The sequence below is a fragment of the Streptomyces sp. AV19 genome (genome assembly GCF_015999245.1).
Lineage (GTDB): Bacteria > Actinomycetota > Actinomycetes > Streptomycetales > Streptomycetaceae > Streptomyces.
The window spans coordinates 1-24,413 of record NZ_JAEAMR010000105.1; the positions used below are offsets into that span (position 1 = coordinate 1).

25 protein-coding genes and 1 pseudogene are annotated in these 24,413 nt (G+C 71.2%); 16 read left to right on the forward strand and 10 right to left on the reverse strand.

Going from position 1 to position 24,413, the window contains the following annotated elements:
* The 4 genes and pseudogenes from I5Q34_RS33965 to I5Q34_RS33980 form a co-directional block, all read left to right on the forward strand.
* Positions 1–862: pseudogene (locus tag I5Q34_RS33965) on the forward strand (hypothetical protein); the annotation flags it as partial.
* Between the two features lie 250 nt (positions 863–1,112).
* The gene (locus I5Q34_RS33970; protein ID WP_199896353.1) at positions 1,113–2,093 is read left to right on the forward strand and encodes a ParA family protein; all 981 of its coding nucleotides are present in this window, start codon (positions 1,113–1,115) and stop codon (positions 2,091–2,093) included.
* 260 nt (positions 2,094–2,353) lie between these two features.
* Positions 2,354–2,731 carry a hypothetical protein gene (locus I5Q34_RS33975; RefSeq protein WP_199896354.1) on the forward strand — a complete coding sequence of 126 codons (378 nt, stop codon included), beginning with the start codon at positions 2,354–2,356 and terminating at the stop codon, positions 2,729–2,731.
* Positions 2,732–2,892: 161 nt separating this feature from the next.
* Positions 2,893–4,944: a hypothetical protein gene (locus I5Q34_RS33980; RefSeq protein ID WP_199896355.1), complete on the forward strand. Its 2,052-nt coding sequence runs from the start codon at positions 2,893–2,895 to the stop codon at positions 4,942–4,944.
* 669 nt (positions 4,945–5,613) lie between these two features.
* Here I5Q34_RS33980 and I5Q34_RS33985 read toward each other — a convergent pair.
* The 7 genes from I5Q34_RS33985 to I5Q34_RS34015 are packed head-to-tail and all read right to left on the reverse strand — an operon-like array spanning position 5,614 to position 10,925.
* Positions 5,614–6,261, reverse strand: coding sequence for an NUDIX domain-containing protein (locus I5Q34_RS33985; RefSeq protein ID WP_199896356.1), 648 nt, complete (start codon positions 6,259–6,261; stop codon positions 5,614–5,616).
* A 20-nt stretch (positions 6,262–6,281) separates the two neighbouring features.
* The gene (locus tag I5Q34_RS33990) at positions 6,282–7,055 is read right to left on the reverse strand and encodes a sugar phosphate nucleotidyltransferase (protein ID WP_199896357.1); all 774 of its coding nucleotides are present in this window, start codon (positions 7,053–7,055) and stop codon (positions 6,282–6,284) included.
* The gene (locus tag I5Q34_RS33995; RefSeq protein WP_199896358.1) at positions 7,042–8,160 is read right to left on the reverse strand and encodes a hypothetical protein; all 1,119 of its coding nucleotides are present in this window, start codon (positions 8,158–8,160) and stop codon (positions 7,042–7,044) included. Before I5Q34_RS33995 ends, I5Q34_RS33990 begins: the two co-directional genes overlap by 14 nt.
* Positions 8,151–8,963: a hypothetical protein gene (locus I5Q34_RS34000; protein ID WP_199896359.1), complete on the reverse strand. Its 813-nt coding sequence runs from the start codon at positions 8,961–8,963 to the stop codon at positions 8,151–8,153. Before I5Q34_RS34000 ends, I5Q34_RS33995 begins: the two co-directional genes overlap by 10 nt.
* Positions 8,960–9,505, reverse strand: coding sequence for a hypothetical protein (locus I5Q34_RS34005; protein ID WP_199896360.1), 546 nt, complete (start codon positions 9,503–9,505; stop codon positions 8,960–8,962). The genes I5Q34_RS34000 and I5Q34_RS34005 overlap by 4 nt, the downstream gene beginning before the upstream one ends.
* A gap of 5 nt (positions 9,506–9,510) precedes the next feature.
* Complete coding sequence (locus I5Q34_RS34010) at positions 9,511–10,659, reverse strand: hypothetical protein (protein WP_199896361.1); 1,149 nt, start codon at positions 10,657–10,659, stop codon at positions 9,511–9,513.
* A complete protein-coding gene (locus I5Q34_RS34015) occupies positions 10,656–10,925 on the reverse strand; it encodes a hypothetical protein (RefSeq protein ID WP_199896377.1) in 270 nt (89 codons plus the stop codon). The genes I5Q34_RS34010 and I5Q34_RS34015 overlap by 4 nt, the downstream gene beginning before the upstream one ends.
* Before the next feature lie 224 nt (positions 10,926–11,149).
* Between I5Q34_RS34015 and I5Q34_RS34020 the strand changes: the two genes are divergently transcribed.
* Both I5Q34_RS34020 and I5Q34_RS34025 read left to right on the forward strand, forming a co-directional pair.
* Positions 11,150–12,409, forward strand: coding sequence for a hypothetical protein (locus tag I5Q34_RS34020; RefSeq protein ID WP_199896362.1), 1,260 nt, complete (start codon positions 11,150–11,152; stop codon positions 12,407–12,409).
* A 7-nt stretch (positions 12,410–12,416) separates the two neighbouring features.
* A complete protein-coding gene (locus I5Q34_RS34025) occupies positions 12,417–12,950 on the forward strand; it encodes a GNAT family N-acetyltransferase (protein ID WP_277965801.1) in 534 nt (177 codons plus the stop codon).
* Positions 12,951–12,993: 43 nt separating this feature from the next.
* Here the strand turns inward: I5Q34_RS34025 and I5Q34_RS34030 are convergent, their stop codons facing one another.
* Together I5Q34_RS34030 and I5Q34_RS34035 are read right to left on the reverse strand one after the other, a co-directional pair.
* Positions 12,994–13,302, reverse strand: a complete 309-nt coding sequence (locus I5Q34_RS34030) for a hypothetical protein (RefSeq protein ID WP_199896363.1) — start codon at positions 13,300–13,302, stop codon at positions 12,994–12,996.
* 263 nt (positions 13,303–13,565) lie between these two features.
* Entirely contained in the window at positions 13,566–13,934 is a 369-nt protein-coding gene (locus tag I5Q34_RS34035; RefSeq protein WP_199896364.1) for a hypothetical protein, read from the reverse strand.
* A gap of 639 nt (positions 13,935–14,573) precedes the next feature.
* Here I5Q34_RS34035 and I5Q34_RS34040 point away from each other — a divergent pair.
* The 10 genes from I5Q34_RS34040 (at position 14,574) to I5Q34_RS34085 (ending at position 23,699) form a co-directional block, all read left to right on the forward strand.
* Complete coding sequence (locus I5Q34_RS34040; RefSeq protein ID WP_199896365.1) at positions 14,574–16,208, forward strand: ParB N-terminal domain-containing protein; 1,635 nt, start codon at positions 14,574–14,576, stop codon at positions 16,206–16,208.
* A 115-nt stretch (positions 16,209–16,323) separates the two neighbouring features.
* On the forward strand, positions 16,324–16,578 hold the full coding sequence (locus I5Q34_RS34045; RefSeq protein WP_199896366.1) for a hypothetical protein: 255 nt from the start codon (positions 16,324–16,326) through the stop codon (positions 16,576–16,578).
* Between the two features lie 62 nt (positions 16,579–16,640).
* Complete coding sequence (locus I5Q34_RS34050) at positions 16,641–17,045, forward strand: hypothetical protein (RefSeq protein ID WP_199896367.1); 405 nt, start codon at positions 16,641–16,643, stop codon at positions 17,043–17,045.
* A 93-nt stretch (positions 17,046–17,138) separates the two neighbouring features.
* Positions 17,139–17,840, forward strand: coding sequence for a hypothetical protein (locus I5Q34_RS34055; RefSeq protein ID WP_199896368.1), 702 nt, complete (start codon positions 17,139–17,141; stop codon positions 17,838–17,840).
* Between the two features lie 92 nt (positions 17,841–17,932).
* Positions 17,933–18,640, forward strand: a complete 708-nt coding sequence (locus tag I5Q34_RS34060) for a DUF6409 family protein (RefSeq protein WP_199896369.1) — start codon at positions 17,933–17,935, stop codon at positions 18,638–18,640.
* Positions 18,641–18,744: 104 nt separating this feature from the next.
* Positions 18,745–19,158: a hypothetical protein gene (locus tag I5Q34_RS34065; protein ID WP_199896370.1), complete on the forward strand. Its 414-nt coding sequence runs from the start codon at positions 18,745–18,747 to the stop codon at positions 19,156–19,158.
* A gap of 464 nt (positions 19,159–19,622) precedes the next feature.
* Positions 19,623–19,913 (forward strand): DUF6211 family protein, encoded by a 291-nt coding sequence (locus I5Q34_RS34070; RefSeq protein WP_199896371.1) that lies wholly within the window; start codon positions 19,623–19,625, stop codon positions 19,911–19,913.
* The gene (locus I5Q34_RS34075) at positions 19,910–20,527 is read left to right on the forward strand and encodes a hypothetical protein (RefSeq protein WP_199896372.1); all 618 of its coding nucleotides are present in this window, start codon (positions 19,910–19,912) and stop codon (positions 20,525–20,527) included. The genes I5Q34_RS34070 and I5Q34_RS34075 overlap by 4 nt, the downstream gene beginning before the upstream one ends.
* Positions 20,524–20,712 carry a hypothetical protein gene (locus I5Q34_RS34080; protein ID WP_199896373.1) on the forward strand — a complete coding sequence of 63 codons (189 nt, stop codon included), beginning with the start codon at positions 20,524–20,526 and terminating at the stop codon, positions 20,710–20,712. Before I5Q34_RS34075 ends, I5Q34_RS34080 begins: the two co-directional genes overlap by 4 nt.
* 773 nt (positions 20,713–21,485) lie before the next feature.
* The gene (locus tag I5Q34_RS34085) at positions 21,486–23,699 is read left to right on the forward strand and encodes a hypothetical protein (protein ID WP_199896374.1); all 2,214 of its coding nucleotides are present in this window, start codon (positions 21,486–21,488) and stop codon (positions 23,697–23,699) included.
* Positions 23,700–23,724: 25 nt separating this feature from the next.
* Here the strand turns inward: I5Q34_RS34085 and I5Q34_RS34090 are convergent, their stop codons facing one another.
* Positions 23,725–24,240, reverse strand: coding sequence for a hypothetical protein (locus tag I5Q34_RS34090; protein ID WP_199896375.1), 516 nt, complete (start codon positions 24,238–24,240; stop codon positions 23,725–23,727).
* Positions 24,241–24,413 lie beyond the last annotated feature (173 nt).

Genomic DNA, 24,413 nt, shown 5'->3' on the forward strand with positions numbered 1-24,413 from the left:
GCCGCACTACCACCTCGTCCAGCACGACGACGGCACCGTCACCATGACCGGCCCCACCGCCCCCCACCACCCCCACGACGACCAAGCCGCCGCCATCGCCGCCGTCGCCGAACTCGCCGCAGCCATGGGCCGCCCGGTCCGCGCCACCGCCACTGACCCCGACGGCACCACCTGGCACCTCATCATCAGCCCCGACGAGACGGTCACCGAGACCGGCGCCATCACCGGCCCCGCCAAGCCCGCCCGCCGTACCCTGCGCCCCCGCATGACCCCGGCACCGACGAAGACGGCGCCCCCCACCAGCGAGGAGCCCGCCCCGGCGGCCCCCGCCGCCGTGCCTGCGGGCACCGAGCCCGCGTCGACGCCCGTCCCCGCAGCCCCGCAGACGCCACCCCCGGTTCGCGAACCGGGCCACACCGTCGCGGACTTCGCCGCTATCCGGTCGTACGCCGAAGCCGGCGATCTGGAGAAGGCGAGCGCGCTCGCTGCCGCTCTGGACGAGGCGATATCCGCCCAGCACGGCCCCAGCCACCCCAGTACCCTCGAAGTCCGCGAGGTCCGCGCCCACCTCCGCGCCGAGGCCGGCGACCTCCCCGCCGCCGTCACGCTCTACCGCGACGTCGCCGAGCGATGGCTGTACCACGGCAACCAACCCCAAGCCGACGCCACCGCCGACCGCGCACACGCCCTCTGGCTCAAGATCACAGACCCCAGAACCGCCGCCCAACTCGCCGATGCGATCGTCCGCATGCGTAGCCAGATACCCGGACCCGGCGCCCGCGCTTACGCCGCCGCCCAACAGCGCCAGGCAGGACTACAGGCGCAGGCGGCCGGCGCCGAGACCCGGCGCGACCGCGCATAGCTGCATGTAGAGCGGCATTCATAGGTAAAAGACTAGTCATGCACTATGGCTGGTGAGGGTTAGCGTGCTAGCTCTTACGCTAGGTACTTGGCGACGTGTTGACGTCTTGCTCCGGCTTGGGGCGTCATTCTCGTGCCCCTCCGCGCATCAAGTCGGCGCTACCTGTATGCTCACGGGGCGTTAGTTACCCCCACCGACCCTCTTTAGCGCGTAGCGCAGGGGCGCCGATGTCACCAGGGAAGTGGTCCTAATGAGTCTGCGGACATTCACTCTCAAGGCCAGAGACCTCACCCACGCCCTCGCCGCGCTCAAGCGCAGGTGTGCAGCTGCGGAGTCCGCCGACTATGTGCGTAAGGTCATCGCCGACATCAACGGCAAGGGGGGAGTGGGTAAGTCCAGTCTCGCCGCCGCGGTAGCAGCAGCTTTCGCCGCTATCGGCAAGAAAGTTCTACTCATTGAGTTGGATCCCCAGGGGAACAACGCTGAGGACCTCGGCTTCCACGGAACGCCCTTGAACGACAACGGGCAAGCCCAGGTGGATGCCATCCTTCACGGCAAGTCGCTTATTCCGACTGGGGAGGCCCGGCCAAACCTGTTCGTGGTGCCAGGTGGCGCCCTGGTGGAACAGATCGTTGAAGAGCTCTACGTGCAGCGACGCTTGTGCAGTGAGGCGCCCGAGCTACTTGTTCAGAACGCGTGGATGGGTGTGTACGCGTCTGTGCTGGAGCCCCTGAGAGACGAGTACGACCTCATCATCCTGGACATTGCACCCGGCTACGAGACGCTCCAACTCGCAGGGCTGGCTGCCGCGGACATGTCCCTGATTCCTGCCAAATCCGATCCGTCGTCGCGGAAGGGCCTGCGCGCGGTTGCGTCGCGGTTCGTGCTTGCGCGCCTGTATAACCCCGTCTTGGTCCTCCTCGGTGTAGTGCTCTTCGGTGTGAACGCGAGTGCCTCCAAAGTGGAAGAGCAGATTCGCGAGCACCTGGAGAAGGACTTGGGCGGAGCCGCTCCGGTGTTTTCCCAGGCCATTCGCCACGTTGAAGCGGCGGCCGTCGCGTGCAGAACACGCGGAAAGGTCCCCGCCGAACTTCGCGACACGCAACCAGACGCAAGCCTATCGCCAGCCGTCCTCAAATCCATCAAGGCCCTGGCCATGGATTATGAGGCCCTGACATATCAAATCCTCAAGGCAATTGTTGAGGCGAACAAGGGGGTTATTGCAAAGTGAGCCAATCGGCCAATGCAGAAGCCGGCGGCTTGCCGCCAACCGACCTTTCGGCCGCATTCGGTGACTTGGCCAACCAGATGTCAGGCCGAACCACCACGCAGCCGCCCCATGTGCCCCCGCCCTCGGAGGAGGCGTCCCCCCCCGAGGACAGTCGGCCGTGGGCCGGACAGGCAGTAGATTCCCCTGCCGCCGTCGGGAGCCCGGATGACTCCACGGGCGACGCTGAGAACCGGTTCCGTCAGGTTACATCGACCATCGCTGTGACAGTCATCGCCCGTTTCGAGCAGTACCAAACAATGGAAAAGATGAACAACGGCGTGTCGTTGTCCAACACCGCCGTTGTGTTGACTGCGATCAACCATTCCGCAGGCGCGTTTGAAGAGCTTGCCCGAAAGAGGAATCCCTCTCAGGAGGACTCAGGGCAGCTCTTCGCCATTCGGACTCCCGGCCGCAGGGTTACCAAAGAACGTCGCAAGGTCGATCAACTGTCGTGGCGCCCTACCTACGGCGAGATCGCCCGCGTGGACAAAATTTGGGAAGCCGCAAGGTTCCCAAACCGGTCTGCCTTTGTGGAGGCCACGTTGGATGCGTTCCTCCCCCCGTTGAAGCCCAAACCGCCGAAGATTAAGGCCAACTGACGGGCCGCAAGCGACAGCCCCGGACCGCCTGCCAAGCATTGTCCGGGGCTGCCTACTACTCAGGAGAGAACTCCCATGCTCAACAGTACGGCCTCCGACGGCCGCACCATGACGCCTGGCCCCGATGACGGCCGGAACCTGTTGCGTCAGGAGGGCAGTCGATGAACTTTGTCCTCCACCCAGTGCCGCTGTGGCACCTCATCGCCGCTTCGGCCTTGCTGCTCGTTGCTGCCATCGCCTTGCCCTACGCCGTCAGTCGCAGAGCCTCGGTCAGGCCCGTGTCGGCCCCTGCCCGGAGTCGCCGCAAGCTCTCCGCGGGCACGCTCTCGGCCATGGCCGCTTTCGTGGTCTGCACCTCGGTCTCGTTGAATACCTCGTACCGGTTCACGAGCGACGGCCTCGACATGACCGGCGACGTCGAGCGCATGCTGAGCTGTGCGGCGTTTGAGTGCTTGATCGCGATGTGCGTCCTCGGGGCCCGGGAGAAGTTGGCTGCCGAACGCACCACGGGTTGGTACGGGTCGGCTGTCTGGATCCTCGCGGTGCTGTCCGCCGTACCCGCATGGCACGAAGGCGGCGGGCTTACCGCCGGCACCATCGTCCGCATCATCGTCGGCTCTTTCGGTAGCGCGATCTCCTCGCACGCCGCCCTCGGCCTTGAACTTCGACACCGAGAGGGCGCCGAGAGTCAATCGGCGATGGCCCAGGTCATCCGGGATCTCCGCGAGCGCCTGATGGCCCGGCTGGGACTCACCACCCGAAGCCGGACCGCCCAGGAAATCGCTCAGGACCGCGCTCTTTCGCGCGCGCTTGATCTTGCAGTCCGGTACCAGAGCCTGACCGAGAAGAGCCGGCCGAAGAAGCGCGTCCGGCTGGACGCGCGGCAGGCGCGGGCACTGATCGAGGCCGGTTGCGCGACAGACCCACGTCGACGCGACGAGTACCGGCGTCAACTCGCCCTCCTGCAAAGCCCGGCCGAGCTTCGTGCGATGGCGATCACGTCCCCGTGGCAGGAGGCGGGGACGCCGGAGGAGGTACGGCAGGAGGCCGCCGCTGTGCGGGAGGCTGCGGAGCGTGTGCGGCAGCAGGCCGAGGAGGACGCTGCTGCTGTGCGGGAGGCTGTGCGGCTCGCGCAGGAGGAGGCGCGCGCCGAGGCGGCGGCTGTGCGGGAGCGCGCGGGCCAGGTTCTCGCCGAGGCCGAGCGTGTGCGGGATGAGGCTGACGCTGAGGCGGCGGCTGTGCGGGAGCGCGCGGGTCAGATCCTCGCCGAGGCCGAGCGTGTGCGGGAAGCCGCGGAGGAGGCCGCTGTGGAGACGGGCCGGGCCGCCGACGAGGCCGATTCTGCGCGGGACGCTGCGGAGCGTGTGCGGGACGCTCTGCGGGCCGAGGTAGCCGAGTTGGAGGACCGTGCGGAGTGTGTGCGGCAGAGTGCGACCGCGAGCGCGGACGAGGTAGCGGCCGCGGAAGGCGACGTTGAGCGGATGCGGGAGGAACTGGCGGATGCTGCCGAGGAGGTGAGGCGCCGGCGGGCCGAGGCCCAGGACGCCCAGAGCAAGGCCCGCCAGGCCCAGCAGGAGCAGGCGGACGCGGTCGACGCCGTCCGTGCGGCACAGGACAAGGTGAGTCGGCTCACCGACGAGGCCGAGCGGCTCCGGCAGGAGATCGAGGTGGACCAGGACCGGCAGCGCCGGGCCGCGGCCGCTGCCGAGCGGGTTCAGGCCGAGCGGGACCGTGCCGCCGAGGAGGCCGTGAAGGCAGCCGAGGCCGCCGAGGAGGCTCGGAGGGAGGCCCGTGCTGCCGACGAAGCCCGACGGATCGCCCTGCTCGCTCTGCAGCAAGCCCAGGACGAGGTCCTGGACGTGCTCACGAACCCGGATCCCCAGCAGCCCCCGCAGTGGCGATCCGAGGCCAAGAGGAGCGGTTGGGATCTCTACTACCGGCTCGCACGCACCGAGGGTCGCGAGCCCACGGACGAGGAACTGGCGATGGCCGGCCGCCGCGACACGAGCACCGCGCGCCACTGGATCCGTGATTTCCGGAAGGAGCTCGCACGGTTCACTGCCGACGCACTTCCCGCACAGGCCACCGCGCAGAACCACACAGAGGGCGGGACAGACGACACCACCCGCACCAGTACCACGGCGGCCCTGTTCGACGCCGGCGCCGATGGCGCACAGACCCGCACAGAGCTGCGGGAGCTCGCTGCCGCGTAGCCAGCAACGAGACCGCCCGGCCCATGTCCCGCACAGGACGTGGGCCGGGCGGAGCCAGCGCGTCCCCTGGAGCCGCACACTGCCGACAGCCCGTGCGGCCGCCTTCGTAAGCGGAGGCCGTTAGCCGCACAGTCCCCCACAATCTGCGCGGGAACCACTGGCCGTGCTGGAGGCAACCGGCACAGTGCTGTCATCGTCGACCGGGCGGCCCCATGTAGTCCCGGCGGGCGGGCATGTCCTGGAACCGGAGGGGGTAGCCCGGTCCGTCCCAGACGATGCCCAAGGCGTGCTGCACAAAGTGATGGACACTCCGCCCCTCCACGAGGTCTTGCCGTATCCCGTAGGGCCGAACCCAAAACTGACACTTAGGGCAGTTCGGCAAGGGTTCGGCTGTGGTGTTGTGGTCGTCGATGTGGTGGTCGATCAGGGTGTACAGAGCGACTGACCCGCCGTTGCGGCGGTGCTCTGGCGCCCGGCCCTTCGCTACCAGCTCTGCGCACTGGGGGCACTGAATCAGTGTCGTCTTCATGTGTAGACCTCAGTAATTGGGAGGTCCTGACCGCCGAGCGGTCAGGACCCCAGAGCCGTCATGCCAGCGGCGGTAGTTCTGGTGATGGTGCGTCGGGCGGCCGGACGCCGGTCAGCTCTTCGGCGTGCTGTGCAAGAGCCCTACCAGAACAGGCGTCGGCGGGTGCCGGTGCTGTACCTCTCGGCGGCGATGAAGAGGCGGGGGAACAGCAGGTCGGTTTTCAGGTAGGAGGGGACCAGCTCATCGCGGGCGAGGGTGCCCTCGTCGTACCGGACGCCGTCAGCGGTACGGATCGCGTAGAGGGCGGGGGCTTGTTCGTGGGTTCCCTCGGCCAGGTTGAGAGCGTCGTCGATCCCGAGCTCGACGAGTCCGGAGACTTCGGTGTCGCCGAACGGTACGTCGGTCAAGGGGAGATCGATGGGGATCAGGTGCCAGTGCTGGAATTCGTTCTCGACGTAGGTGGGGCTGAGGGTGACGGCGGTCTGGCGGATGCCCAGGGGGTGCAGATCGGCGTAGTCGACCTCAAGCCCGAGCTCTTCGCGGACTTCGCGGATGCCGTCGCGGAGGCTCTCGCCAGCGTGGTAGTGGCCGCCGACGGTGACGTCCGCGTGGTCGGGGCGGTCGAAGTCGTAGCGTCCGGCGCTCTTCTTCTGGAGCCAGACGACGCGGCGGGCCGGGTCGACCGCGAGCGCGGAGAACGTGCGGTGCCATAGGCCGTTCCGGTGGACGACTTCCTTCTCCTCGACGCCGATCGGCCGGTACCGGTCGTCGTAGATGTCCAACTTCACGGGCGGGGTGCTCCTTTGCATCAGTGGTGGGCTGGCGCCGTGGTGTGGCGCCAGTAGCGGTTGAGGGCGTGGGCGTAGCGGGTGGGGTCGCCGACGGTGACCCACTCGCCGCCGAGGCGGTGGACGGCGACGTCGTGTTCCTGGGCGAGGTGGTCGACGGCGGTGCCGAGATCGGTCTCGCCCGTGGTCCCGGTGGTGTCGATGTGGTCGAAGATCGTGGGCCGCAGGATGAGGCGGGAGACGACGGCGAGCGGTTCGGTGACCGTGTCGGGGTGGGGCCGTTGGCGTAGGCCGGCGAGGCGGTTCGGGTCGGCGGGGTGGGTGTCGATGATGCCGAAGTGCCGTGCTTCGGGGCGGTCGACGAGGGTGCCCGCGATGACGGCCTCGGCGCCGGTGTGCATGGTGCGGGCCATGACGGCCAGGTCGTTGCCGCCAAGGACGACGTCGTCGCCGAAGGCCACCATGAACGCTTCCGCCTGGCGGAGCTCGTGTTGCAGGGTGAGGATCGGCGCGGCGTTGCCGTAGCCGTGGGAGAGGTCCTCTTCGACGGTGCGGACGGGGTCGCCGGCGGCCGTGCGGCGGGCGAGGTAGGAGGGGAGGACCATGTCGCCGGGGCGGGTCACCACGGTGACCGTGCTCGCGCCGGCCCGTAAGCACTCGTCGACGACGTGCTCGACGGCGGGGCGCTCGCCGAGCGGGAGGAGCTCCTTCGGGATGGCGTAGCTGAGGGGGCGGAAGCGGGTGGCGGCTCCGGCGGCGGTGACGATGGCGGGCCAGCCGTCAGCAGTGGGCATCACGGTCTCCGCTGGGGATGAGGGTGTCAAGGGCGTGTTGAAGGTCGGCGGCGGAGGAGCGGATGCCGTAGGACAGCTGTAGGCACGGCACGCTCTCGGCCAGGGCCCGGCAGGTGCGACGGGCATGGTCGGCCAGGTCGGTGTCTGGGAGGGTGAGCGGCCAGACCCAGGGCCGGCGCCAGAACTCGTCATACGGGGTGAAGCAGTTGGCCGTGAGCGCGTCGGCCGCGGCTTCGCTGCCGAGGTGCCGCAGACGGGCCGGCTGGTCGGAGTCGGTGAAGCGGGGCAGGACGATCACACTCCGCTTTGCCGGGAAGGCCGTGCCGAGGGCGGCGCCGAAGGCCGCAGCGTAGGGGGAGGGCGGCACCTCTGCCTTGGCCCGGGTGCCGAACTCGCACGGCAGACCGGCGGTCAGAGGGCGCGCATGCTCCAAGGCGGGCCGGATCCGGGGGTAGGCGGTCACCGTGCCGCCGGCCACCGCAACTGGAGTGGGGACGCCGAGGAAGCGGCCGTCGGCGGTGACGACCAGGCGGTCACCCGCCAGCAGCCGGGCACCGGGCCGGTGCAGCAGCGCGGTCATGGTGGTGGTCTTGCCGCTGCCCGCAGGGCCGCACAGCACCACGCCCCCCGCGCCGAGCTCGACGCCGGCGGCGTGGAGGAGGACCCCACCGGCGTTCTCGTGCCAGCGCAGCGCCACCTCCCGCAGGATGCGCAGCGCCAGGCGCGGCGCGTCGTCCTCGTCCTCGGGCGGGAGGCGGAGGATCACGGAGGAGCCGGCTGCGGTCACCGTGTAGGGGGCGCGCTGCTCCAACGCGTCGGCGGCCAGGACGAACCGCCGCTCACCGTCAGGGCCGCGGTATACGCGGTAGCGCACGCCCGCGACCGGCTCGACGTCTCCCGCCGGGTGCCAGCCCTCGGCCGCCTCGGCCGTACCGGTGTCGATCCGCAGATGTACCGCCCCGTGCACGGGGCTGGTGCCCAGCGGGAGGAAGTCGGCGAGATAGCGATCGAGCGCCTCGGCGAGGCGGGCGGGAGCGGTCACACGGACGGTCAAGTCGCCGACGGACAGTAGGGACGAGGACACCGGGAGGGTGGTCACAGCCACCCCCAGGTCTCCGCGGTGCGGCGGGCATGGGGGATGCGCTGGGCGCGGTCGTCCTCGGCGAGCTCCGCGAACCGCGTGGTGGAGGTGTAGGCGAGGAACGCGCGGGCGGTGGTGTCCATGGCGGCGCCGCTGAGCATGTCCACTGCGGCAAGGGCCCGTGCGCGGAACCAGAAACAGGGGAAGGGCCCGCCCTCGCGCGCAGCCGGGCGCGCAGGGAGGCCGCAATGTTCCTCGGCGACTTCAAGGAGACGGTGTTGGGCCTGCCGATCACCGCAGCCGCGCAGCCGCAGCGCGCTGTAGGCCACCAGCGCGTACAGGGTGCTGGGCACGTGGAAGCACAGGGCGTCGAAGAGCTGATCGTGGAGGGTGACCGGGGTGGGGCGGAGGGAGGGGATCAACGGCGGCAGCACGTCCACGAGGACCGGGCCGTCGCCGAGGACACACACGTTCGTCAGGTTGGTGTCGATCCGTGCATCAGTGGGTGCCAATGCGCTTACCCAGGCGGCGAGTTCGGCGACCGCTGCGGCGAAGCGGCGCGGGCGCCACAGGACCAGCTCCGGCAGCGTGGGGCCGGCCACCCACTGATGACGCACGCCGAGGCCCTTCTCGTCGTCGAGGACGACCAGGCCGTCCGGCAGCCGCACCCCGGCCGCGGAGAGGATCTGGAGATGAGCGTGCAGCCCCTCGGCGCCGGCGGCCGTCATGGCTGATCCGATCCGGGCGTACGGCCCCCGCCATGAGGGTCGCTTGGTCACGCTCGCGCCGTCGCGCTCCAACACGCCCGATTCCGTCCGCCCGCTCATGAGGCCCGCCACCCTTCGAGGAAGGCCGTGGCGTCGGCGTCCATGGCCCGGAACTCTGTCATCAGGTCGAGGCGGACCAGGGCGGCCAGGTCCTCGCAGGCGGCCAGCACCGCCCCGGCCGCCCGCGCGACGGACGGCAGGGCGCCGGCGGGCCGGTGCCGGTAGCCCGCCGCGACCATCCCGGCCTCGGTGAGCGCTCCCGCGCACGCGGTGATGCGCAACGCGGCTTCCGGCACCGAGGACGGCGCGGCACCAGGGGCGGCCGTCAGCTCGGGGACGGTGCCGACGAGCACGGTCACGCTGACGGCCGCGAGTACCACGTCCGCGAGCTCGTCGCCCAGCCGGAGGGGACGGCCGGAGTCCGCCAGGCCTGCCACAAGGTGCCCGGCCTGGCGGAGTGCACACACCGCCAGGTGCCCGGTCTGCACCTGGAGCTCCGCCGCCGCGATCACCGCGTCCCACGCCCGGTCAGCCGTGACGGCGAAACCTTCGCGCAGCCGCCGTACCGTGGCGACCACCTCGGCCAGTTGCTCGGCGTCCATCAGCGTCACCCCACGATCAGCGGCGCCGCGCCGGCGGTGCCGCTGCTCCAATAGCGATCGTCGCCCTGTCCGTCGACGCGCACCCGGACGCGGAGATCCTGCGTCAGCGCGCCGACCACGCGGGCCGGGACGGCGGCGTCGAGCACGAGCTCCCGCCCGTCCACGTCGAGGCGATGCCCCACACCGGACAAGCCGCGGAGCCGCAGGGCCGCCGTAACGGCCTCGTCCGTCGGCAGGGGAGGGGCCGCCGCAGCACACCGGTCCCGTTGAACAGCCGGGCACACGGTGCGCTGCCGGCACATCTCGCTGCCGTAGATCCCGAAACGGTCGGGCTGCCGGAGGACATAGGCGAGCGCGCAGGCGGTCGCGTGGAAGACCGGGTATCCGGGGTGCTTTCGGCGGGTGCTGTGCACGAACTCCCAAAACGGCCGGGGGTACACGCCCTCCGCCTCGGTCGCCTGAGGGGCGAGAGCCAGCTCCGGCCACACGCCTGCCAGGCGCCCGAGGGCAGCCCGTTCGACTTTGAGGCCCGCCACCATCGAGCAGCGGGCGTACCGGGCCGCCAGGTCGAGGACACCGGTCATCACCTCGGGCGTGGCGGCGGTCGGCAGGACGGGTCGCCAGTAGTGCACGAGTGGAATGCCCGCTGCGGACAAGGCAGGGAAGTTGCGCGCACTGTCCTGATGCCGGATGCCCTGCTCGATGTCCTTGCCCAGCCCGGAGTAGCTGAGGAAGACGACCAGCGGGACGCCGGCCGCCCGCGCCGCCGTCAGCCGGGCGATCGTCTCGTCCGGCACCCTGCACTTGGTGATCAGGACCAGCGGGTTCGGGACCCGGGCGCGCTGCCACTCCCCAAGAAGGCGGTGCAGGTGCTCCCGGGACGAGGACAGCGCCATGACGTCGGTCCAGGTGTAGAGCGCGACCGCGCGGTCCGGCGCGTACACCTCCGAGGCGAGCAACTGCTCCACTGCCTCGGCCGGCGTGGCCACCTGCCGCGGGCGCACCCGTGTCTGCCCCCGCTCGTTCAGGAAGCAGTACGCGCACCCCTTCGTGCAGCCCTGCACCGGGTTGACCGCGATCCACGTCGCGTGCTGATCGATCACCGGGGACCACACCCGCTCCTCCGGGCGTAACCGGCGGGCCGAGGGCGTCACAGTTCCACCTGCCGGGCCCGGGATCGCGCCTTGATGGCCCGCTCCAACTGGATCGCGAGAAGCGTCATCTGATCCGGCGTAAGCACCAGGAGGGTTTCGGCGCTCGTACCGTCACGGTAGTGGATCTTGACCGGCAGCGCCGCCTGAGCGGCGCGGTGGTCGTACTGCACATCCCTCTTGAGCGGCTCGACGTGGCTGACGAACACCGGCGCTCTCGTCGGAGTCGGCGGCATGGTCGGCGGGTTGGTCGTGGGCGTCGTCGTCATCGCAGGGTCTCCGTGTAGGCGACAGGGACCGGTCGGACCACCGCAGGGCAGGGCTGCGCAGACGAACAGCACGCTCGTCCCGCGGTGGACCACTCAGTGAACGAGGTCTCGCCGGGCGTGTGCAGGAAAAAGCGGCCACTATCCGCGCACGACCAACCGGAAACTTTTGCCATCCCGTAATCCGCCGCCTGTGACCTGGAACACCTTGTCGATACGGTGAGTTGGTGGCTGAGAACCTGAGGCTCCGGGCCCGACTCGCCGAGGACGACCGCGCCCTCAAGCAACACGAGCTAGCCGAGGCCCTCAACGAGGCACTGCGCCTGATCACCGGCAAGCGCGGCACCGTCTCCGACCGGCATATCCGGAACCTCCTCAGCGGCAAAACCCGCTGGCCCCATGAGCCCCTGCGCATGGCCCTCGAAGCCGTGCTCGGATGTCCCGTCACCGAACTGGGGTTCAGTCCTCCGCCGTCCCGGGCACGTGCCCATCAGGACCGGGGAGAGGAGGACCCAGTGCAAGACCGCCGCAAATTCCTCGCCACGACGGGCGTCGCCATCGCCATCACCACCACGCCCGCGGCAGCCATGCGCCGCACCATCGGTGCCAGCGACGCCGAACGACTTCGGCAGGCCGTGAGCCGCCTCGACCACGACGACAAGGCCATTGGCGGCGTCTCCAAGCTGGAAACCCTCGCACTCCGCTATGCAGACCGCGCCCTCGAACTGGTCAACAGTGGCACAGCCGCATCCCGGGTCCGGTCGATGCTCTACTCCGTGGCAGCCGACGCAACCGCCACCGCAGCGTGGATATGCATCGATGGACGTCGCCCCGACGAGGCAGCCGACCACCTCAACACGGCCGGAAAGCTCGCCGGCCTCGCTCAAGACAAGATCGCCGAGTTCCGGATCTGGAACTTCCACAGCATGCTCAGCGGTCAGTCCGGCCGCCGAACCGACGCCCTCGCCGCAGCCGAGTCGATGCAGAAGGCGGCACGCGGCGACGCGCTGTACGTCTCCCTGGCCCACGCCCGAAAGGGGTTCGCCCACGCCGCCCTTGGCGAACACACCGCGGCCATGCGCAGCTTCGAACGAGCCCGCACCAGCTTCGATCGAGTAGACCCCGAGACGCCACGACCGGAATGGATCAGCTTCTACGGGAAAGGCGAGATCGAGGGCCTAACGGCCGTCGCGGCACTGACCTTGGGACGCCCCGCAGAAGCGGAGTACCACGCCTACCGTGCCCTCGCCTACCTGCCGGAGGCCCTCCGACGTAACAGGGCGCTCTACTACACCGAGCTCGCCTTTGCCCAGCTGCGCCAGGGCGACGACGAACGGGCCATTGCCACCGCCCACACCGCCGAGCAACTCGGCGGCAACGCCCCCGGCTCCGCCCGCTTCCGCATCATGATCACCGATTTCCGCACTGAGCTCGCCGCCACCGCCAACGGCACCGCCGCCCGGTCCTACGCCCACACCTACCGGTAGGAGCACCGTGCCTCTGACCTTCCGCCACCACGACACCCACACCGCCGCGGACATCCGCACGCTGCTCCTGGACATCCACGACGACGCGTACGCCGGCAGTATGAGCCCCTTCGACACACGGGAGCGCTTCGTCGAATTCGTCGATCTCTGGTCCACCCGCCCCGGGTGGGCATGCGTCGTCGGCTACGACGACACCACCCCAGTTGGCTACGCGTACGGAGCCCCGTTGGCCACGGGAAGCCCCTGGTGGAGCGACGTGCACCCACTCTTGGCCGGTGACTTCACCCGGGAGACCGGCCGGAGGACGTTCGCCCTGTCCGAGCTCATGGTCACCAGAGACCGGCGCGGGACCGGCGCCGCAGCGCAGATCCACGACGAGCTGCTCCGCCACCGCCAGGAAGAGCGCGCCACCCTCGCCGTCGACGCCGCCCACCCCCGGGTTCGAGCCCTCTACGAACGGTGGCGGTACACCCATGTGGGACAGTCGAAGCCCTTTGATGACTCTCCTCTGTTCGACATCATGATTCGCGACCTCTCCTAGATGATCGATACGTCGTGCCTCCAAGCCGCAGTGAAGCGCTAGTTCACCGGAGCTTGGAGCGCGCCCCCGCCGGCCGGGTGTGGCGCGCGGCGCGATGCCGGGCCCGCTGCGGCAGAGCAGACGGCTCCCGGTCCATCCACCGCTCGGCCCACCGCCAGGCGGTCGCCTCCAGCGCGGCCCGTAGCTTCCCTGGGATCTGCTCCGCACCGTCCTTGCAGGAGGGAGCGGAGCAGTGGAGCGGCGACGCCTCGTAGCCGAGACCGGTGTACCGCATCGTCCGCGGCGGCATGTAGAGACAGCCGCAGACGTGGCAGGTGAACACCGGCCGCATGCCCTCCCCCTCCTCGCTCATCCCGACACCTTCCGCGTTCCACCACAGTGACCACACTGCGAGGTGTAGCGGTGGACAACAGCCACCTGGTTGCCCTTCTCGTCAAGCTCCACGGTGTGCTGCTCCTTCTCTGTCACGCCGTCCCCGCCGCAGTGGCCGCAGGTCTGCTCTGACATCCGTCCGCCCCTCTACGCCTTCCTCCCGCTCGACGCTACGGTAATCCCCGCCTCCCGGCAGCCCGTTGACGCGAACCCCGAAGGCGGTCAGACCGGGGTGACGAGCTACTAGCGGGCCCGATGGATGACCGCGCACGCCCGTCCCGCCGCCGCCGAGAACTCCGCGCATAACCGCGTCCCTGGCTCAAAGGTCCGGTTGATCCGCCACACGATGACCGTGAGGCGCGTCATGCCGGCGGAGACCGGACGCCCGTACGTCCACCCCCGCACCGTGCGCTCGTACCCGTCGGGGCCGACCGCGACCAGGCGGCCGCGGGTGTCGGCAGGGTGGCCGTCGACGGACGCCGCCACCCGGGACACATGCAGACCGCGGCCCCGCACGGTCAACCCCACCGCCCCCTCCCGGATGTCGGCATCGGCGCCGGCCTCCGCGCACGCCCCGGCCAATAACGCGGCCACCGCCGCAACCACGGTCATCCCTCGTCGCATTCGTCGCATGACCGGCCCAACGAGCGCGCCGCCCGCGGGGGACGGCCCGGCCGGACGGCGGCCGCCGGCGCTGCCGGGGATCCGGCAGGGCGGCAGCGCCGGGCGGTTTACATGGCGGGTGCTCCGCCGACCGCCCGCATCGCCGTTGCGCGCGCGGATGACTGGCTACGGCGGAGCGGCGGCCCACCGTGCCACCGTGGCCGACCGCACCGCCGTGGGGGTGTCGGCGGTATCTCAGGGCGGGGGTCCCGCCCGGCCGTGCCAGAGGCAGCCACACCCCGGGGGTGGGCGCAAGGGCCAAGCCGCGCTCCGCGCGGTCGCCTACGGCGAGCCCTTGCACCCACCCCCGGCGCGCGGCAGGGCTGCGCCCACGGCCGAGCGGAACCCCCGCCCTGGCCCCGCCTCATGTACAGAGCGCGCACCGCCCGTGGGACACCAGCCCGCCAGGCGACGAGCCCCCCGACACCCCCTCAAAACCCCTCCCTGGCTTGCGAATGCGCAGGTGAATGGGGTTGAATCCGCACCCCCCTCATGAGACAATTGATGTGTTGGTCGGGGAGTGCAGCCCCCGCCAACACCCCGCCCCCGACCGGGGGTGGCACCCTTCACTCACAGGAGCAGAGCACCATGAGCACCACTCAGGCCGTCGCGTGGCCGACGCTCGCCGTCGCCGACCTCACCGCCCACCCCGGCAACCTCCTGCCGGAGGCCGATGCCGACCTCACCGCATCGATCGCGACCAGCGGCATCATCGACCCCCTGTACGTCCAGCGGCGCGGCGCCAGCGCCGTCGTCCTGGATGGTCTGCGCCGCCTCGCGGCCGCCGTCGCCGCCGGACTCGACCAGGTCCCCGTTACCGACCGCCCCCTGATGCGGGTTGAGCACCTCACCGCCCACCCCCGCAACGTCCGTCAGGACCTGCGGATCACCCGGGAATACCGCGAGTCCATCCGTTCCGAGGGGATCTTGGTGGAGCTGATCGTCACCCACGACGATCAGGGCCGCGTGCGGGTGATCGACGGACATCGCCGACTTGCCGTCGCCGTCGCCGAGCGCCTCACCCACGTCCCGATCCGATGGGCCGTCAGGAGTGAGTCCGAGCAATTCTTGGACATGGTCACCACCTCGCGCCACCGCGAGCAGCTCACTGACCACGAGGAGGCAGTGGCGCTGTTCAGCGCGGCCGAGGCCGGGGCGGAGCTTCCCCGTATCGCCCGCGCCGCCGGGCGCACGCAGAAGGTGGCCCGGCAGATGATCGCGGCCGGGGGTAGCGAGGCAGCCCGGAAGGTCGCCAAGGTCGGCGCGAAGCGGACCGAACGGCCCGTGACCCTGGAGCACTACGCCGCTATCGCCGAGCTGGAACAGCGCGACCCCGAGGCCGCCGAGCGCGTGATCAAGGCCATCGGGTCCAGCGACTACAGCTCGCCCACATACGTGATCGAGCAGGAGCGCATCGCGCTCGCCCAGCGGGAGAAGGCAGCCAAGCGCCGGACGGAGCTGGAGGCCGCCGGAGCCGCGATCCGCGACCGCGAGGAGCTGGACCCCAAGAAGGCCGCCCGCGTGGCCGATCTCGACATCAGCACCCAGGCCCACCGCACCTGCCGGGGCGAGGTCTGGACCCTGGAGGACGGCGAGTACGTCGCCTACTGCCGCAACGCCGTCCTGTACGGGCACCAGGACCAGGACGCCGTCAACGAGGAGAAGGAGCAGGCACGCGCCGCGCGCCGGGCCGTCAAGCTCGGCAACCTGGAGTGGGACGCGAGCACCGCGCCCCGTCGCGAGTTCCTCGTCAGCCTCATCGGCCGCCGCACGTGGCCCAAGGGACTCCGCCAGCAGCTCGAAACGCTCATCATGGAGACCGTGGTCGGCGGGGCCTACGTGTTCGCCGAGCGCCTCAACGGCCAGCCCACGGACGAGATCCTGGCCGAACTCACCGGCCAGACCCCGGGCATGGGCCGACTGGCCATCGTCAAGGCCGCCTCCAAGTCCCCCAGCCGCCACCTCGGGTGGATGCTCGCGACGGTCGCCGCCGCCTACGAGACCCGCATGCAGCGCGGCGCGTGGAGGACCGACACCGTCCAGTGGCGCGAACTCCGCACGCAGGCCCGGCACTGGCTCACCCAGCTCACCGCCCTCGGCTACCAGCCCACCCCGATCGAGGCCGCCGTCATGGCCGACGAGCCGTACGAGCCCGGCCAGCAGACGAAGACCCTGACCGCCGAGCCCCTCAGCGCCGACAACGCCGAGGCCGACGAGAACTGACGGCCCGTCCGGGCGGCGGTCAAGCCGCCGCCCGGACCGACCGGCCACCCCGGGGGAGTGCAGCCCTCCGGTCCCGGCCGCCGACGCGGCCACCCTTCACTCACCAGGAGCAGTCATGAACCCGCGCACCCGCGCCGCCCTGCCCGCCGAGGCAGCCGCCATCGACCTGTTCGCCCTCGTCCTCTCCGGCGCCCTGGACCGCGCCGAGCACCGCCCCGACGGCTCGTGGTCCGTCACCACCGCCCTCGGCCAGACCGTCACCCTGGCCCGCCCCGAGGACGCGGCCCAGTTCATCGACCGCCAGTGCGGCACCGGTCGTGACGCCCTCGTCTACGCCCCGGCGGCCGGAGCCGCCCGCACCCGCCGCTAGACCACGCCGCCGGGGTCCGGCCCCGCGCCGGGCCCCGGCACCCACAGACGAGGACACCCACCGTGCAGTACCTCACCAAGCCGATCAGCACGGCCCCCACGACCGCCGAGGACGAGACGGGCACCGAGGAGACCGTGTGCGGGTGCATGCCCACCACGAGCCTCAGCCCCCAGCACCAGGCCGACACCATCCAGGCCCGCGCCATCAGCCGCCACCTCGGAGACCTCGGCATCAGCGCCCGCCGACGCGCCGTCGGCTACGACATCGCCGTCCGCGCCGTCGCCGTCCGCATCCAGACCGACCACGGCCTGTACGCCCTCATCGTCCCTGCCGTCGGCAGGCCGTTCCCGATCCTCCGCAACGGCGCCCGCGCCGGAACCCTTGACGTCCGCCGCGTCCCCGCCGTCACGGACGCCATGGTCGCGACCCTGCTCGCGCTCTGGCTCCGCGACCGCGCCGACCTCTAGCCCCATCCCCGGGCCGGGGAGTGCAGCCCCCGGCCCCTCGGCCGCCGCACCCGGCGGCGGCCGCCCCCCTTCACTCACACCAGGAGACCACCAGTGATCAGCACCAGCACGCGCGTCCCGGTCCTCTCCGTCCTGAGGACCACCGCCGCCGTCCTGTCAGTCCGAGGCCGCTACCAGCCCACGAGCCGCCAGTGGGAGACCCCGGAGCCGACCGCGTTCGAAGTGCGGCACTTCATGCACGGCATCAACATCCCGGACCGTCACCTGATCTTGCAGGCCATCCAGGCGCCCGAGACCCTGGCCACCGCCCAGGCCGTACAAGCGTGGGCGCGCGCCCTGGACGACGTCCCCGACACCGACCAGTACCGCGCAGCACTGGCCCGCATCACCAGCAGCGAATACGTCCCGCTCGGACGCCACTTCAACATCCTGGTATCCGCCGTGGACGCCTACGAGCGCGACCAACACCGCCGGGCCGTCGCCGACGCCATCGAGTGGGCCCGCCAGCACTCCCGCCACCAAGGCCGCATCGGCGAGCGCCTCACCCTCACCCTCACCTGCGACAGCCACACCCCCCTCACCGACCGCCAATACGGCTACCACCTCCAGTCCCGCACCCTCGTCCGCCTCACCGACGACAACCACAACACGTACGTGTGGATGGCCACCGCGCGGGACCTCCCGCGCCCCGGCCAGAGGGTCCAGCTCACCGGGACCGTGATGCAGCACAGCCAGCGCCACGGCATCCAGCGGACCCGCCTCACCCGGTGCCGCTGGAAGGCCGCCACCAACTGACCACCGCTGATCGGGGAGTTGCAGCCCCCGGACAGCCCCCCGGCCGCCGACGCGGCGGCCGGGCCCCCTTCACTCACACCAGGGAGACCACCATGACCACCCGCCCCGCCCCCGCGCTGGAAGACCTCCGCGCCGGAACCCTCGTCCACACCGAGCCCCACCCGCGCTTCCCCACGATTCCCGCAGGCCGCGCCGTCGTCCTGGACGGGTACACCACCGAGATGGTCGTCGTCTGGCACTGGACCCTCGGCCCCATCGTGCCCGGCCGGACCGCGCACGCCATGTTCCGGTCCGAACTCACCATCCTCGGGGAGACCCTCGGTGATCTCCCGCTCGCCACCCTCGGCACCATGCGGACCCACGTCGAGGCGTTCGCCGACGGAGACCAGGTGAGCCACCACGTCCGCCAACTCCGCGCCCTGCTCCAGCACCACACCACCCCCGTGTGCGACGACGCCGGATACCGCTTGCGCAAGCAGCTGGAAGCACACGGCTACGTCGTCCGCTACGAGGGATGGTCACACGGAGATGAGTCGCTGGTCGTCCAACTCCCCGGGGGCGCTGAGGTCTGGATCACTGGCCCGGACATCCATCTCGGGCACTGCCCGTGGGCCGACCCCGAGGAGTGGACCGGATGGATCCTGGACTACCACCCCCAGGGCTGGGACACCGACCCGGATGACGTCGCGTCCGTCCACTACTCCGGCGGATACATCGACGAGGACCACACCTTCGAGGACGAGACCGCCGCCGTGCTCGCCGCCCTGGCCGAGACCGCCAAGACCCCGCCGACCCCCTAGCGCTCCAACCCCACCGCCGTCCGGGGAGTGCAGCCCCCGGCCAGCACCCGGCCGCCCCAACCAGCGGGCGGCCGGGCCCCCTTCACTCGCCCAGGAGAACCCCCATGTCGCAGACGACCGACACCGTGGCCGCCCACATGATCGCGGCACTCGCACAGCACGGCATCGACCCCGAAGGCCGCTGCACCGGATACCCCTACCACTCCTTGGTCATCCCCCTGGACGACGGCGCCCAGGTCTGGGTCAGCGACGACGAGGGCCGCATCCACCACCGCCCGGCCGACCACACCTCATGGTGGGTCCGCCTCTACCGCGACCCCGAGGACACCAGCACATGGCACGACCTGTACGTGTCCGCCGACCACGACTTCGGACGGGCCACGCGCGAGACTGCCGCCGCCGTCGCGCACTACGTCCGATACCTCAACGGCACGCTGGAACCCTGTGCCGCCTGCCAGGGCGGCGGATGCGCCGAGTGCGACGACCACGGCACCTACCTCCCCCCGTACGCCGCATGACCCCGTAGAAGGCGCCAGGGGCGGCGTTCCCGCCGCCCCTGACCCTCCACCCGGCGCCGGCTGTTCACCCCAGGGCGACGCCGGCGGCCGCGCTAGCGGACACCGCTGCGCGGCGGCTGCCCCATGCACGGCGCGTTCACCGTCGGGGACCGGCCCGGCCGCAGGCGGCCGATCCGGTCCCCGACGGGCGCCGTGCCCTGCACGTGCGGGCCGTGGACGCCAAGCCGGGCCAAGGCCCGGCCGGAAGCGGTCCGTTCGCGCCGGCCGCCGTCGCCGACCGCTCCCCGCAGAGCCCCCAGATATGACACGATGAGGACACCGCAGGGGAGTGCAGCCCCCACGGAAACACCCCGTGGCCCCAGTGCGACCACGCACCAGGACCCGGGAAAAAGGAGCGGCCGACGGGGGAGTTTGCAGCTGCCCGTCGACCGCGACGCCCCTTCACTCACGAAAAGGCAATGCCCATGCTACCCGAGCTTGAGCCCCTCGCGGACGGCCCCGAGCCCCGCCCCGGCGACCTCCTCACCCTCCGCCCCGGCAACGCGGCCGGCGCCGATCCCGCCCTCACCTACCACCTCGTGGACTGGCACGGCGAGGACCCTGCCGCCCTGGAGCTCAACCACCTCGACACCCACCCCCGGTACCAGGACTGGGCCGCCGTCGTCGCCCTGGACGACGTCGCCACCATCACCCGCCACACCGCCGACGGCGTCCGCACCTGGGCCCCCGACACCCCCGAGACGACCACGCCATGATCAGCATCAACGGGAGGTCCGTCCTCTCCCGCCAGGACATCCACGCCCGGTACGGCTACGCCACCAGCACCCTCGAACGCTGGTGGAACGACCGCAATTGGAATGGCCACCCCAACGCCCACCGCATCGGCCAGACCCTCTACTGGGACGCCAAGGAATGGGACCGCTGGGACCGCCGACGCCTCCACCCCGAACGCGACGGCCTTGCCGACCGCGCCCAGCTCTGCAACACGCACGGCATCAGCACCAGCACATTCGACCGGCTGTGGCACGCGCGGGAGACCAACGGACACCCGCGCGCCGTCCCGCACCCCGGACCGCGGCTGTACTGGCGCGCGACGGAATACGCCCGCTGGATCAAACGCCACCGACCCGCCGACGGCCAGCCCCGGCGCGGCCGCCGGACCGGCACCCGTGACGAGAACGCTCACCCCTACCAGGGGGACCCCCGGCTCAACCGCGCTCGCCAGGCCCTGGCCGACCACCCCGACGCCACCACCGCCGCCCTCGCCCGCATCCTGCACGAGGGCGCCGGCGCGGACACCGCCCCGTACACCTGGGCCCGCATCATCAAGGCCGCCCGCAACCACCCCCGAGACGAGGGCACCTCATGACCACCCCCACCGACCCGTGCCCGCGCTGCGGGCATCCCCTCGGCGACCACCCCGCCCGCTCCCGCATGACCCGCGCCCGCACCGTCGCCATCTGCACCCCTTGCGGACAGCACGAGGCCGACCGCCAGGCCCGGGGACTCGCCCCCATCCCGCCCGGGGAATGGCCGCTCCGGAGGGCAGCATGACCACCCAGGACACCGCCCCCGAGCGCCTTCACCGCAGCCACCCCTGATGGGGAGTAAGGCACTGGCCAGGGCCACCGCAGCGAAGCGCCGAACTTCCGGCCCCCTGCACCAGTATGACGAATCGCCTGAATCGGTACGCATGCACTCTGCGGCGAAAGAAAACCGAGTTGTTGCGCCGAAATAGTGTGTCACTACCTCAGGAGGGGAGTAAGATCGCCCTGTGCCAGCACCACGAGGAGTCCAGCAGCGCGGGAAGTCCACCGTCTTCCCACCGGACAAGGACGTGCGTGCGGCGGTGGTGTTGAAGCCCGGCGACCCTCTTCGAGTCCAGTACCAAGACTTGGTCACCTGGATGGGAGTATCCGGCGCCGAAGTCGTACGCCAGGCTCTTGCCGAGCTGCACGCCCGTCAGAAGCAGATACGCCGAAGCGGCGTACTAAAGGAGGCCAGTTGACTAAACCGGCTTCGTGAACTCCTTCCGGACTTCCTAACCGGATCGATTCACCGAAGCCACCGGGGTCCCAGCATCGCCTTTAAAGGTCACCACACCTGATCGCTGAGACTCCCGGTTCACACAAAAGTGCACGTCAGCGCCGCTGTACCGGTTTCCTAGGCCGGAGGCGGGGCCGTTGTGCGCCCTCATAGCACCGAGAGGCGTTGCCATAGTAGCAAGAGGCCGCGCCGACGGCACCGGCATGCCCCAAACGGGTGTGTCTCCGAGTCGACAATATGACGCCGTCAGCGCATCAAAAAGTACCGATTTCACCGGACTTGTGTCCCTGTCGGGGGACGGCGGGCCGGAGCACCAGGACCCAGAGAGCGCCCACGCCCAGACGGTTCTGTCGGCGTTCCTCACGGCGCTTTCGCCCGGTCGGCAGGTGCGGGCGGCCGCCGGCCGGCCCGGGCAGTGGGTCAACCACTACCCGGTGAAGCTGCCGTTGGCCGAGGCCACGACGGCCCGGCCGGTCACGATGTACCTGACGGCCAAGCGCCGTCGCTGGGGCGGCGGTTACCGCTTCCTCTTCGTCGTCCTGGACTTGGACGTCAAGCGGGGCGGCGTCGCCCAGGTGGAAAGTGACGCCACGGAGTTGACGAAGCTTCTGGCGGCCCACGGCATCCGGTCGGTGCCGGTACGGTCCGGCCCGGGCGGCGGTATCCACCTGTGGGCCGCGTGCCCGGACGGGCTGCTGCCGTCCGAGGTCCGGCGGATCGCCGACGCCGCCGCAGTCCTGTTCCCGACGCTCGACATCGTCCCCCTGACCAACGAGGGGTCGGGCTCCGTCCGGCCGCCGGGTGCCGCGCACCGCGACGGCGGGTATGCCCGGCTCACCGAGCACACCGTGGGCCAGGCCGTGACCGTCCTGCGGGACGGCAGCCCCCCGGCCGCGTGGGAGGCCCTGCGGACGACCCTGGAGGCCATGGCGGGCGCCCCCGCCCTACTCGGCGCCGCCCGCGCCCGGGCGGCCGGCCCCGGCACCGCCGAGCGGGTCCGGGCCGGCGGCCGCGTCGTGCCCCACGCCGTCACGGACCGCGGGCCGGTCGTGCGGCCCCTGACGACCGACGAGGACGGCCGGGTCAGGCTGCGGCGGCCGTGGCGGCCGCTGTCCGCCCGCGCGGTGACGGCTCTTCAGCGGCGCCCCGCCGCCGAGTCCGGCGCCCACAGCCGGGCCGTCCACACCCATGTGCGCACGATGGCCCTCAGCGGCTGGTCCTACCACCAGATGCGCGAGCACGCCGCCGACCCCGACCTCACACCGGCCCTGGAGTGGCTGCGGACCGCGAGCACCTCCACCGGCGGCCGCAAGAAGCTCACGGCCGCCGAGGCGGACCGCCGGGCCGAGCGCGTGTGGTGGCTGGCCGTCCAGGACGCCGCCCGCCTGCCCCGCCGCCCCGCCGACCACGGCCACCCCGCCGACCCCGACCTGTCCCCCGGCGCCCGCGCGGCCGCCGACCTGCTCGCCCGCGTCGAGGCCGCCGACCCCGAGCACTGGAGCCGCCCCAGCGGCTCCGCGGACCGCAACGCGCTCCGTGCGGTGGCCTACCTCATGCTCCGCAGCGGCAGCGCGGACGTCACCGCCGACGTCCGCCGGATGGCCGTCCTCATGGGCCGCAGCAAGTCCACCGCCGCCCTGTCCCTCGGCCGCGTCATCGCGGACGGCTGGCTGACGGTCACCCAGGACGCCTCCCTCACTGGCAAGACGGGCCGCCGGGTCACCCTGGCCCACGCCCACGACTGCACCGACGACCCCCATCACATGTGCGCCGTCTACAACGAAGCCCCAGGTCACCACGGGTCGGACGGAAGTTCCTCCAGGAACGCCGCCCCCCCCAGCCCCCCCGGGGCCTTGGCGGCCCTCGGCGGCCTGGCCCGGGTCATCTCCGAGCAGCAGTCAGGTATCTGGCAGGGCATTGGACACCCTGCGGGCAGAACCTTGGAGGCACTGGTGGGGGGCGTGCGGGTTGAGGAGGTTCACCAGGTCACCGGGTACTCCCGCAGGACGTCCAGGAGGCACGTGCGGGTGTTGGTGGGGCTGGGGCTGGTAACGCTGCGGGGGGCGGGAGACGGGTCCTGGCGGGGTACGGTGGCGGTGCGGACGGGCAGGAGCCTGTACGAGGCGGCGGCGGAGCTGGGGACCGCCACCAGGCCCGCCGAGCGCGCGATGGCCGGGATCGTGGACCGGTTCCGGTTCCACTGGTGGCTCCGAGAAGTCAGGTGGTGCAGCCTGCCCCTGCCGGACAAACGCCGTCGCGGCCGCCGTGCGGGCCCGGACCAACTGCCGCTCGCCGGAGCCGACCCGCACGGCCGCGCCTACCCGCGCGACGCCGACCACCAGGCCGACCACGGCCGGGCCTGGGACCTGGAGGCCCTGCGCGTCGACGCTGCGGCCATCGCCGCCGCAGCCGACGTGATGGCCCGCGTCGGCCACGTCGTCGACACCGCGGCGCTCTGGCCCGAGCCCGAGGACCAGCGGGCCGCCACCGCATGACCGGCCCGGGACCCGGCGGTACCACCTAGAGGTGGCCCCGCCTGCGGAGCACGGACGCCGCCTCTTCCAAATACTTGAAGGCCTCGCTGTCCCCGCCGGCGTCCGGATGATGGCGGCGGGCCGCGGCCCGGTAGGCCTTCTTGAGTGTGACCGTGCCGTCGTCCACCAGGCCCGCCATCTCGAAAACCACCCGCCGGGCCTCGGAGGACGTCATCCCGTCGCGGCGCCCGCTGCTGCGGTACCGGCCACCACCGCCACCGGACGACGCACGCTCCCGCTGCCGACGTTGCTCGCGCTCGCGTTCCTGCCGCTCCCGGCGCTCGCGGTCCCGCTGCCGCTGGGCCCGCTCCCACTCCTCGCGGCGGAACCGCTCCTCGCGCTCGCGCTGCTCGCGGGTGACCCGCTGCCGCTCCCGGTATGCCCCCTGCTTGCAGGCCGACGAACAGTACAACCGCTGTGCGGCGTCGCCGGCCCGCGCTCGCACCCACTCGAAACCGCCGCCGCAGTGACGGCACCAGCTGTACGCGAACGTCCCCGCCACCGGACTGGGCCCTGCGGCGGCCCGGTGCGCGCGCACCCGGCACGTCGCCGAGCAGAACCGCGCCCGGACCGTCGCCGACGTCGGCAGGCGCCGCGAACATGTCTCACAGAGCCGACGAGGCCCCGTCTTCTGCCCAGCCACACAACCCCCTCTGACCCTCCGTTACGCGTTAC